We start from the raw sequence: 11,773 nt of genomic DNA, 5'->3' as shown, positions 1-11,773 counted from the left end.
CCAGCAGGTGCTACTGGCGCAACAGGACCAGCGGGTACTCCAATTCCTGTAACTACAGCTGTCTTAGGTAACACAAATGCACAAACAGTATCACCAGGAAGCAATATACAATTCAATGAAACATTCGAATTAACAAACCTCTCCTTTAACGGCTCTGATACTCTAACTGTTTTAGAAACTGGTGTATACGATATTAACTTCTCCGCATCTACAACCTTCCCAGGCTCTTCACCATTTGGTTTCGGTCTTTCATTTAACGGCCAACCACCTAGTCGTAATTTTTCAACTAACGTTATCGGTAGTGCGGTTTCTTTCTCAACGATTATTACTTTAACAGCTGGTACAACAATCTCTGTACAACCTACAGCAAATACTATCTCTATTCCAAACACAGGTGAAACAACTGCAGTACTAACTGTCTTCCGAATTTACTAATTTTCTCCAAATAATCATATTTATAGTGATATGTTTAATTGACTGTGTATTAAATCTCTCTTTATATAAAAAGGAGCACTTATTTGGGAGGATAAGTGCTCCTTCTTTACGTTTCTTTACCTCAAATTTACTCTATCTTAATCCTCATTTTGTATGATAAATAATGAAGTCAAAGATATGAAAGAGGGATGAGAAATGAGAGTTATGTCACTGATACGCATTTGGATTGCTCTTATGGTATGCATTATTTTATGTGTAGGATTTTTTTTAACTCTAAAATACTCCACTATTTCAAAAGCAGAGAGAAAAACAGTTCCATACAAACTTTTGTATACGAAACAAAACAACATCCCTTATTCCAGTTCTACAAATAATGAAAAAAAAGTTATAAAAGGAATGCTTATTACGAAAGCTTCTAATTACGAAACTCTACTTCAAATTGCTGAAACGATTAAAGATCAGTATACAAATAAAGGAATTGATGAAATCACGCTGTCTATCCATAATGAAAATAATGGTAGTTATGAAGAAGAATTACCTTACGAACCGATTAGTAAAGGAAAAATAATCGTCACATACGATTCTCAATCCTTTAGCAGTACGAACATTACTCTTAATGAATAGTAGCGTCTGCCTCACTAATTATGAGCTCACTTTATTTTTCACATGAGAAAGAGGCGAATAACGAAATTCGCCTCTTTTTTCACCATAATGATGGAATCCACTCTTTCACTTTATCAAACCACTCTTGTTGTTCTTTTTTCCTTTGTTGTTCCTCTTCTTGTCTTCTTTTTTCTTCTTCTTTTCTTCGTTTTTCTTCTTCAATTGTTTTCAATTGTTTTTTATAGTCAGCCTCAGATATTAACGACAATTGGAACGCTTTTTGGGCTGGGTTTGCATTTGCTTTTTTCATGATGTCCCGAAACATCGTCGTCGTAATTTGACTACCACCTGGAACATAATGCTCGCTATCTGTTTTGTCATATCCCACCCAAATCGCACCTACTAAATCTGGTGTGTATCCTACAAACCACGAGTCCTTTGCCCCTACGCTCGGACCATTTACAAGTTGAGTAGTCCCTGTCTTTCCTGCTGTATCAACATTATTAACTTTCGCTTTTTCACCTGTTCCCTTTTCGACTACACCTTTTAATAAATACGTCATCTTTTGAGCAATTTTTTCACTCGTCACTCGTGTCTCTTTTTTATACCATTTCCCTATTATTTCCCCTTCAGCATTTTGAACTTCTCTAATTGCATGAGCCTCTACTTGAACCCCATCATTAGCGAATGTACTATATGCTTGGGCCATTACAAATGGAGATGTCCCTACATGCATACCACCTAAAGCAATTGGATACGTACGGTCTTCTGGTACTAATGGAATACCAAATCGCTCTAAAGATTTCAATCCTTTATCTAATCCTATTTGCTCTAATAGCCACACAGCAGAAACATTATACGACTTTGCTACCGCTTCATACATTGTCACATTACCATGAAAGGCCTGGTCACTATTTTTCGGTTCATATTCTTTAATATGAAATGGTTCATCTTTTAATATATCGTATACTTCATAACCTTGTTCTAAAGCGGGTACATATACAGCTAGAGGCTTTAATGTTGAACCTGGCTGTCTTTTTAATTGCGTAGCATGATTGAATTGTAAAAACTGATATGGTCCTCTACCTCCAACTAAAGCTGGAACACCGCCTGTTTTTGGATTTATAAGGACTACACCCGTTTGCATAAGTTGATCTGAGCTACTATCTTTGAAATAACTATCATTATTCACAACATCTTCTACAGCCTGTTGTTTCTTCGGATCAAGCTCTGTATAAATACGATAACCACCTGCTAAAATTTCATTTTGTGTTAATTCATACTTATCCATCGCTTCCCTAACTATATAATCTACATATTGGGAGTATTTACCTTTATATTTATCATCAACCCCACGTTTTAATACGAGACCTGACTCTTTTTCTTTATTGTATTGCTCTTCAGAAATATACCCTTGTTCCTTCATTAAACTTAATACGACGTTACGTCGTTCAATTGATTTATTAAAGTTTTTATAAGGCGAATACGCAGACGGCGCTTTAATTAAGCCCGCAATCGTTGCAGCTTCTGAAATTGATAAATCTTTTACATCTTTATCAAAATAAGATTTAGCTGCCCTCTTTATCCCCCAAGCACCTTCTCCAAAATAGATTTGATTCATATACATTTCAATAATTTCATCTTTTGTATAAGTACGTTCTATTTTTTTTGTTAAAAAGTATTCCTTTATTTTACGAGAAAATGTACGATCTTGTGTGAGAAATACATTCTTCGCGAGCTGCTGTGTAATTGTACTTCCCCCTGCTACAACTTCTCCTGCTGTAATATTTTTAAAAACTGCACTTATAATTCCACTATAATAAATACCATGATGGTTAAAAAATCCCTTATCTTCTACTGCAACAATTGCCTGAACCATAATATCAGGAATATCTTTTCTTTTAACTCCCTCTGTTTTCGAAGAAGCTAATTTAGTTGCGACTTCATTATTTGCATCATAAATTAAAGTCGGTTGTGGAACAGCTTGTTTTAATTCAGATATGTCTTGAATGGAAATTATTATATTTACAGCAATAAATAGAGTAACGAGTACACTTCCCAATACAATTAATGAATTACGAAGTTTCTTCCTCTTATTGAACCACTCAAGCATTTTTTTAAAATGAGTGTTCTTCAATTTCATTTGTTCACTTCCTTCATTTATTTACACTCTTCTTTTTAAAAGGAAGATTATACCTCCTTTTAAATTTAATATAATAACGTAGTCATTCCTATAGTGTAAAGCTTTTCTTTTACATTCATACTTTTTGCAAGAAAAGGACATTCTACAAGTAAGATATTCACTATTGGATATTAATATTATTAATCGAACAACGGGAGTTATGTTAAGTTTTTGTAAACTTTTCGATAAAATGTTTTAAAAAACGACAGTTTTTTGTTAGAATTGATTAGCCAATATATTTTACATATATTACTTTTGTGGGGGTAACAATAATGGTCTTTAAATCAAAAAAAGATAAATTTTCTGAAATGTTAATGAATGTTTCTGAAAATTTAAAAGAAGGCGCGCAGTTTTTCGTGGAGTATAAAATTAAAAATGCTAGCGATTTAAAAGAGTTTTCTATGCGCATGAAAGAGTATGAGTCAAAAGGTGACTCATTTATTCACGAAATCATTATGGAGCTAAACAAAGCGTTTATTACTCCAATTGAACGTGAGGACATCCTACAACTTGCAATGAGTATGGATGATGTATTAGACGGATTAGATCACAGTGCTGGTCTGTTCGAAATGTATTCTATTACAGAAGCTGATGAATACATGATTAAATTCGTGGAAGCAATTAATCAATGTGCGATTGAGATTGCAAACTCTGTTGAACTACTGTCTAAAAAGAAGTTAGTCGACATTCGTACGAACGCGATTAAGATTAAGGATTACGAATCACAATGCGATGATATTCGTCGTCATGCGATTAAGCACTTATTCTCTCGTGAGAAAGATCCGATTAAGATTATTCAATACAAAGAGATTTACGAAGAGCTTGAAGAAGTAGCTGATAGCTGCCAAAGCGTTGCAAACGTATTAGAAACAATTATTATGAAGAACGCGTAAGGAGTTTGATCATGGATACACTCTTGATACTGACCGTTTTAGTAGTCATTTGCGCTTTAGCTTTTGACTTTATCAATGGATTTCACGATACAGCAAACGCTATTGCAACGGCTGTTTCAACAAAAGCTCTAAAGCCTAGACATGCAATTATTATGGCAGCTATTATGAACTTTTTAGGTGCAATGACATTTACAGGTGTAGCAAAAACGATTACAAAAGATATCGTTGACCCATTTGCTTTACAAAATGGTTCTCTTGTAATTTTAGCTGCTTTGCTTGCAGCGATAGCTTGGAACTTAATTACTTGGTACTACGGTATCCCAAGTAGTTCTTCGCATGCAATTATTGGCTCAATCGCAGGTGCAGCCATTGCTGCTGCTGGTATTAGCTCATTAAACCTTAAAGGATTCATTAAAATTCTTGAAGCTTTAATCATTTCACCGATTATTGCTTTCGTTATTGGTTATATCGTATACAGTATTTTTAAAGTGGTCTTTAAAAACTTTAACTTAACGAAAACGAATAAGAACTTCCGTATATTCCAGATTTTCACTGCAGCATTACAAGCCTATACACATGGTACGAATGATGCACAAAAAGCGATGGGAATCATTACGATGGCTCTTATGGCTAATAGCTATCATACTTCTAGCGATATCCCGTTCTGGGTACAATTATCTTGTGCCATCGCAATGGGGCTTGGTACTTCTGTCGGTGGATGGAAAATTATTAAAACTGTCGGTGGACAAATTATGAAAATTCGTCCTGTAAATGGTGTAGCTGCCGATTTATCATCATCACTTGTAATTTTCGGTGCAACATTCATTCACTTACCGGTTAGTACGACGCACGTTATCTCTTCTTCTATTTTAGGGGTTGGTGCTTCTCACCGTGTGAAAGGAGTAAAATGGGGAACTGCAAAACGCATGTTAATTACATGGGTTATTACACTTCCTATTTCAGCTTCTTTAGCTGCTCTGTTTTACTACCTATTACATTTTGTTTTCTAATCAAAAGTCGTCTTCCTTATTTTTCTAGGAAGACGACTTTTTTGTGAACAAGCCTATTTCTCATTAAAAAGCGTGTATAATAATTGATGGATAAGTTATTTAGAGGAGTTGGCAATTTTGGAATACATCATGTTACTTTTCATCGGACTAATCGCCGGGACCGTAGGCAGCCTAGTTGGGCTTGGAGGCGGAATTATTATTGTTCCGTTATTAATTGGATTACACAGTTTATCACCACAACTTGCAGTAGGGACTTCTATGGTAACAGTCGTTTTTACAGGACTATCTTCCACCCTTACTTACATGAAGCATAAACGAGTAGATTATAAAAGTGGACTTATTTTATTTATCGGTAGCGGCCCTGGTGGTATTATCGGATCATGGGCAAATAAATTTTTAAACCAAGATACATTTTCTTTATACTTTGGGATTTTCCTTATATTCGTCTCAGTTCTACTTATGCTACGAGACAAATTAAAACCTCTTTCTCTATCAAATACGTCTGTAATTAAGCGTTCTTTTACAGATAATGATGGGAATACTGTACACTATCAATTCCCACCGTTTCTTGCTATCTTTATCGCCTTTATAGTTGGGTTTATATCTGGGTTATTTGGAATTGGTGGTGGTGCCTTGCTTGTTCCAGCAATGATGCTTCTTTTTGCATTCCCAGCACATATTGCAGTAGCAACTTCGATGTTCATCGTATTTCTATCAGCAATTGTAAGTTCTGCGACTCACATCTCGCTTGGAAATGTCAGCTGGATTTATGCATTAATCCTTATTCCTGGTGCATGGATCGGCGGAAAAATCGGAGCTTATATTAATACGAAACTGAGTGGTAAAGCCGTAATTAATTTATTACGTATTACGTTAATTATTCTTGGAACTAGATTAATCATTACTTCCTTTTTATAACGTATTCTTTTTAGAATGCGTTTTTCTTATACACAGGAATATAAAAAACCTCCGAGGAGAACAAATAAAATTAAACAAACACATAATAACATATAATTTGAAATATGTACTTTCTTCAAGTTGACCACTCCTATAACTGCGACTGTTATCTTTATGATAGCGAAAAAATAGTTCGCTTGCAGTTACAAAGTGCTAACAATGCAAAATCATTTATTACAAATTTTATCCTTATATTTCATTTCTTTGTATATTCTATCGATTTAATAAAAAAAGATGTCATATTGACATCTTTTTTAGTGAAGAAGTGACCATCCCATAAAGTCTTCATGTACTTGGCACGCCCTCTTATCGTTTCGATCATATAATTCAGCATAACTATCTGTTTCTTCATCATAAGCCATCGTATAAATAATTTGGCCGTCCACTTCAACGGATAAAACGACTCCACCTTTCATCTCTTCTACATGAATGATAGCATTCGCCGGAATTCTCATATCCGTCATTTTCATCGCATCTAACAATATACTAAACCCCCTACAGCGTATTCATTGCTAGTACTATTACACACTAAATAGTATACTACTGTAATAGCATACATTTCGTCAATGAAATTGCTGTTGAAATAGCATATTGTCTATATACATATACGCTAAAATAGAAGAAATAGAAACATATTAATGGGGGGCTAACATTGATTCTACACAAAGGAGATGTACTATTCCGTCAAGGCGAGGACGGTCCTTTATACTTTATAAAAACAGGCTTATTAAAAGTAGTTCGGTTAGAAGAAGACGGAACACCATTTTTATTCAACATTATCGTTCCAGGTGAAACGATACCTCATCATTCTTTAATTTCACCGAAAGAATATCACGGTACAGCTATCGCTTTAATAAAAACAGAAGTGGAACCAATTACTAGTAATGAATGGTATGAGAGACTTCAAGCAAATCCTAAATCATATGCCGACATCGCTATGCAATTGCAATCGAAATTAAGAATGATGCAACAACGGATTGATCAATTGACAACCGTCTCACCGAAAGAACGTCTTCATCGTTTACAAGAATGGTTCACATTATATTTGGGTGACATTCCTATATATGAAATATTAACGCAAACTGAAATTGGTCAACTCATAGGTATACGCCGTGAAACAGTAAACCGTTTATTACGAGAACAAATAAAAAACGAGGTAAAATAAATACCTCGTTTTTTTGCTTATTCTCATCCGTTTTATTGTAAGCTTGTTGCTGGACCGAAAAATTCATAATGAATATGCTCTTGTTTCACACCTAAATCAGTTAGTTCAGCATTTATATGCTTCATAAATGCTACTGGACCACAGAAATAAAATTCTGCTTCAGTTGTCGGAATAATAGTTTGTAACCATTCTGCTTCAATAAATCCTTCTTTATCAAAGTTCTTCATTTCCAAATCTTTTTCAGTTGGTGCAGAATAACAAGTATATGCTTTAACTTGTTCATATTCATTGTCTACTGCCTTAACATGTTCTTTCATTGCATGTGTATTACTATTTATCGCTGCATGAACAAAATATACATTACGTTTTGAATCTTGTTCAATTAACGTATTTAACATACTCATCATCGGTGTAATCCCCACGCCACCACTAATTAGTACAACTGGTAATGTTGAATCCATATTTAATACGAAATCTCCCGCTGGTGCACTTACTGGTAAAATATCTCCTTCTTTTACATGATCATGTAAGTAATTAGACACCTTACCGTCTGGTGTATCTATACCTTTTTCTTTCTTTACACTAATACGATAATATTCTTTCCCAGAAGCATCGGATAAGCTGTATTGACGATTATGTGTATATGTCTCACCTTCAATATTGATTTGAATCGTTACATATTGACCTGGGATGAATGAAGAAACTTTCCCTCCATCTTCAGGTTTTAAATAAAATGACGTAATAACATCGCTTTCCTTCACTTTTTTAACAATCACAAAGTTTCGGAAGTCTTTCCATCCACCTTCTTTATGTGCAGCTTCTTCATACATCTCTGCTTCAATGCTAATGAATGCATCAGCAATGACACCATATGCTTCTCCCCATGCATTTAAAACTTCATCAGGTGCACCTGCAACCTCTTTAATTGCACGTAGTAAACATGTACCTACAATCGGGTAATGTTCCGCTTTAATACCTAAACTTCTATGCTTATGACCGATTTGTTTTACAACTGGAATAATAGCTTCTAAATTATCAATGTACGTTGCAGCTGCATAAACAGCATTTGCTAACGCTTGTTGTTGTCTTCCCTTTTTCTGATTCGTATGGTTGAAAATATTCAATAACTCCGGATGTTCCGAAAATAAAATTTGATAAAATCTCGTTGTAATTTCAACACCTTTTTCTTGTAATAATGGTACTGTTGACTTTACGATTTCAATTGTTTTTGCACTTAACATTGTATCCCACTCCTCTGTTTCCTTAACTGTTTTTAGTTTAACTGAATCGCATCCTACACATTGTGATTTTAATCACTATTAACACGTTGTTTTTGTGAATAATATATGAACATTGCACTTACAAAAGAAAATAAGCTAACTAGAATTCTAGCTAGCTTATTATTTTGTTTGTATAGCTTGCTCAATTACTTTTATATCTTTCCCATCGCCAAACTCTGTATACCCCCAGATATTCGTTTCACCTCTATATTTATTTACGATAATATCCAAGTCATGATATACACGGTGGGCATACACTACATATTCAATATTTTGAAGTTCCACACCTTTTTTTACAATTTCATAGCTTCTATTTACATCGCGTTTTATTTTTTCATTCTTTATTTCCATATGTATATTTTTTAAAGATGGTTCTTGTTGTTGAAACCATTGCTTAAATTGATTCCAATCCCCGTCCGTATAATTCTCTGCCTTACCATAATTTAAAAAATTATTATAACTTTCATGTGTCATACGAATAAAATCCAGCACTTTTGTCTCTTCTTGTATATCTTCTATTTGAGCTATTGTATTTACCCCAGCCGGCTTGTTCGCATAATGTAATAACACTTTCATAAGACTATAACTCGCAACGACCATCACGATAATAATCCCGAACAACCTTAACAATTTCTTCATATACAGAGCCCCTTCTCTACTAGCGTATATTACAATGTGGCACTACACTTGTAACATTCTCTCGTAGAAATATAATTCCTGTATAAATTCTTCCTATCATTTCGACATTATTTTTCTACACATTTCGTCTTGGTAAATGCTCTTGTAAAACAATATAACCTTCATAAGCTGTATAACCAAGTATAGCTATTAATCCGATATAACAAGCAAATACTGTCCATTTCGTTTTCGTATCCACTTTATAATAGTTTTCTTGTTGTTCCTTTTCTGTTTTCCATTCATTTAATTTTCTTTCTGACGCTTCAAATGCTTCCCTTATGTGAATTGTATACTCATCTTTTTCATCTTCATACGGAACATAATCTAACGGTTCAAACTTCGGTAAAAGATACTCTAACACTTCCATTTTTTGAAGTTCACCTATTTGTAACTCTTTTTCCCGTTCTCTTTGTCTTAATGCATTCACCTCATGATGCATCATGTATATAGTCCGATGTACAGCTCCAGTTTCTTTTAATTCTTCTTCAAGCCTAGCAACATATTCTTTCATTCCATCAATTTTATGCCCTAATTCCTTAATCGGCTCATCTCTCTTTATCACTCTATATAATTCCATACAACCGATAATAACAATAAATCCTCCCAAAATACTTTTAAAGTAAATTGAATAGCCAAGTAATAAAATAAGGCCTGCTCCCCAAATTTTAGTACTGACAACTGAAATAATTCGCCCACCATCTAGCGGCGAAACAGGAATTAAATTAAAGAAATTAATCATACTTCCAAGCAAAATAACAAGCGCCCAAAACGGCTCTTGCGTCATTATATAAAGTGGAATCGCTGGTAAAAATGACAGAAGTCCGAAAAGCGGCCCCATATAAGCGATGTAGGCTTCATCTTTTGCATTTTTCGGCATCTCTTTCATTCCAATAAGGGCCCCCATAAATGGAATGAAGATTGCTGGCGATGTTGGGATCCCTTTTCTTTTCGCAGCCCATAAATGGCCCATTTCATGAACAAACAACAAATAAATGAGCGCTACTCCAAATTTCCAACCATATATAACTGCGTATGCGCCAAGCGATAGAAACATACTAAATACCGTTGAAAACTTTGCTAATTTAAAAATTGCAAATACCCACTTTAACTTAGACAGTAAAAATAATCCTATTGCAACAATAATTCCCCATAATCCTTTTTTATTATTTTTCATTTTCCTCTCCTTTAACTCCCTTTAACGAGTCATAAAGACCCACCAAAAATTATTCTTTCCTCTATTATGACATGTTTTTTTCTATTGTTAGAAATAATGTTTATTTAATCCATTTTTAGCCAAAAATATAAATAAAGGAGGTGCATACGAATGAATTTACAATCTCTCATAATAGGTGTTTTATCATTTTTAGCTTCAACTCTTATTTTTTATACAGTGAGCTATGTATTATTATTAGATTGGTTGCCAAATCACTTACTTATCACTCTTATCATTCTTTCCGCTCTTATGATTTCATTTCTTATTACACGAAAATCAATAAATGAGCCATCTGCAAAAGCAAAATAATAGAGAGGGGGTTCTTCTCCCCTCTCTATTATCATTTCCTAGGAAAGGTTGTATAAAATTTACAATTCCGTTACAGCCAATAAGACTCTTACCTCAAAATTCAGTTGGAACAAAGAATTTACGTGGGAATCAACGAGAAATGAGCATCCCCCACTGATTAAAATCTCACTTTATCTTTGTAAATTCATTTTTTCACCATACTCTTTAACGATTTGAATTATATTTTGAAACACACCTATTTTTTCTTTTTCACTGTTTAATATTTTCAAATTATAATTTTCGTAATATGTTTCTAATGATTTTAATTGTGATTCTGAAGCGCCTTTTATCGGAACAGTAGCATGCAATTCGTACTGCTTATACCCTTCCTTTACTTTTTCACCTAAAACCATTTCACTCTCTTTTGCTCCTATTAATTTTTGAACCTTTTCTGGGAAAGTGAGTTGCAAATAATATTCTTTTTCCTTTACCAACTTATTGTACAATGATTGTGAAATCGTATAACGCACCGTATAATTCACTTTTTGATCCCCTGCTTTTATATGAAACGCAGTAATCTGCATGTCTTTTTTTGTTATTTCCGTTAAAGGACCTACTTGTAGCTCATCTTCTTTTTGTTCTAAACCGTTTGGAAATATAGCCAATAGCTTTTCCGTATCTTTTTCATTCAGCATATACATAGCTTTCTTATATTGTACCCATCCTCGTCTGTCTTCTCCTCTTAGCCATGCATAATATGTTTCTTTTTTTCCATTCCTATTAATTTGCATTTCATATTCTGGTTCGCCAAAGCTACCTGTTACTTCTTGTTTTTCCGCTTTATCTATAATGTCTATTACTAACTTAGCTTCTGATTCCTGTAATTTTTTCTCTTTATGTTTTTTGTGTATAACTGTTACCCCTATTGTTTCTTTCACTTCATTCACCGTCTCCTCTACTTGTTTTGGTTCTTTTTTTGATTCTGTTTGACCACAAGATACGAGTAGCATAACAAATAACAATAATACATATTTCCCTTTCAAATGAATCCTCCTTTTGCAATAAGAAA

The 11,773-nt window shown here is 34.1% G+C and carries 13 protein-coding genes; 7 read left to right on the top strand and 6 right to left on the bottom strand.

Annotated features, from left to right (window positions below; genetic code table 11):
• Together COK05_RS31330 and COK05_RS13935 are read left to right on the top strand one after the other, a co-directional pair.
• Window positions 1–435, top strand: a 435-nt coding sequence (locus COK05_RS31330) for a Gly-Xaa-Xaa repeat protein (protein WP_176539440.1), incomplete at its 5' end; no start/stop codon positions are given.
• A gap of 195 nt (window positions 436–630) precedes the next feature.
• The gene (locus COK05_RS13935; RefSeq protein ID WP_098613040.1) at window positions 631–1,059 is read left to right on the top strand and encodes a hypothetical protein; all 429 of its coding nucleotides are present in this window, start codon (window positions 631–633) and stop codon (window positions 1,057–1,059) included.
• Window positions 1,060–1,138: 79 nt separating this feature from the next.
• Here COK05_RS13935 and COK05_RS13930 read toward each other — a convergent pair whose 3' ends face one another.
• Entirely contained in the window at window positions 1,139–3,181 is a 2,043-nt protein-coding gene (locus tag COK05_RS13930) for a transglycosylase domain-containing protein (RefSeq protein WP_098613039.1), read from the bottom strand.
• A gap of 311 nt (window positions 3,182–3,492) precedes the next feature.
• On the opposite strand from COK05_RS13930, the gene COK05_RS13925 reads away from it, so the two are divergent.
• The 3 genes from COK05_RS13925 (at window position 3,493) to COK05_RS13915 (ending at window position 6,041) form a co-directional block, all read left to right on the top strand.
• Window positions 3,493–4,113 (top strand): DUF47 domain-containing protein, encoded by a 621-nt coding sequence (locus tag COK05_RS13925; protein WP_000231446.1) that lies wholly within the window; start codon window positions 3,493–3,495, stop codon window positions 4,111–4,113.
• Between the two features lie 11 nt (window positions 4,114–4,124).
• Window positions 4,125–5,123, top strand: a complete 999-nt coding sequence (locus tag COK05_RS13920; protein ID WP_098613038.1) for an inorganic phosphate transporter — start codon at window positions 4,125–4,127, stop codon at window positions 5,121–5,123.
• A gap of 117 nt (window positions 5,124–5,240) precedes the next feature.
• Window positions 5,241–6,041 carry a sulfite exporter TauE/SafE family protein gene (locus tag COK05_RS13915; protein WP_098613037.1) on the top strand — a complete coding sequence of 267 codons (801 nt, stop codon included), beginning with the start codon at window positions 5,241–5,243 and terminating at the stop codon, window positions 6,039–6,041.
• Window positions 6,042–6,334: 293 nt separating this feature from the next.
• On the opposite strand, the gene COK05_RS13905 is transcribed toward COK05_RS13915, so the two are convergent.
• Window positions 6,335–6,562: a hypothetical protein gene (locus COK05_RS13905; RefSeq protein ID WP_098543121.1), complete on the bottom strand. Its 228-nt coding sequence runs from the start codon at window positions 6,560–6,562 to the stop codon at window positions 6,335–6,337.
• A gap of 170 nt (window positions 6,563–6,732) precedes the next feature.
• Here COK05_RS13905 and COK05_RS13900 point away from each other — a divergent pair, with 170 nt between their 5' ends.
• On the top strand, window positions 6,733–7,245 hold the full coding sequence (locus COK05_RS13900; RefSeq protein WP_098613035.1) for a Crp/Fnr family transcriptional regulator: 513 nt from the start codon (window positions 6,733–6,735) through the stop codon (window positions 7,243–7,245).
• Window positions 7,246–7,277: 32 nt separating this feature from the next.
• On the opposite strand, the gene hmpA is transcribed toward COK05_RS13900, so the two are convergent.
• The 3 genes from hmpA to COK05_RS13885 all read right to left on the bottom strand — a co-directional run bounded on the left by hmpA (window position 7,278) and on the right by COK05_RS13885 (window position 10,377).
• A complete protein-coding gene (gene hmpA / locus COK05_RS13895; protein WP_098613034.1) occupies window positions 7,278–8,486 on the bottom strand; it encodes an NO-inducible flavohemoprotein in 1,209 nt (402 codons plus the stop codon).
• A gap of 159 nt (window positions 8,487–8,645) precedes the next feature.
• The gene (locus tag COK05_RS13890; protein ID WP_098613033.1) at window positions 8,646–9,164 is read right to left on the bottom strand and encodes a hypothetical protein; all 519 of its coding nucleotides are present in this window, start codon (window positions 9,162–9,164) and stop codon (window positions 8,646–8,648) included.
• Between the two features lie 115 nt (window positions 9,165–9,279).
• Entirely contained in the window at window positions 9,280–10,377 is a 1,098-nt protein-coding gene (locus COK05_RS13885) for a site-2 protease family protein (RefSeq protein ID WP_098613032.1), read from the bottom strand.
• A gap of 150 nt (window positions 10,378–10,527) precedes the next feature.
• On the opposite strand from COK05_RS13885, the gene COK05_RS13880 reads away from it, so the two are divergent.
• Window positions 10,528–10,725 (top strand): hypothetical protein, encoded by a 198-nt coding sequence (locus COK05_RS13880; protein ID WP_098613031.1) that lies wholly within the window; start codon window positions 10,528–10,530, stop codon window positions 10,723–10,725.
• Window positions 10,726–10,895: 170 nt separating this feature from the next.
• On the opposite strand, the gene COK05_RS13875 is transcribed toward COK05_RS13880, so the two are convergent.
• The gene (locus tag COK05_RS13875; RefSeq protein ID WP_141539090.1) at window positions 10,896–11,747 is read right to left on the bottom strand and encodes a hypothetical protein; all 852 of its coding nucleotides are present in this window, start codon (window positions 11,745–11,747) and stop codon (window positions 10,896–10,898) included.
• Window positions 11,748–11,773: the final 26 nt, after the last annotated feature.

Origin of the sequence: Bacillus cereus (assembly GCF_002567495.1) — a bacterium.
Taxonomy (GTDB): domain Bacteria; phylum Bacillota; class Bacilli; order Bacillales; family Bacillaceae_G; genus Bacillus_A; species Bacillus_A cereus_AQ.
This window is presented reverse-complemented; position numbering and strand designations above follow the sequence as displayed.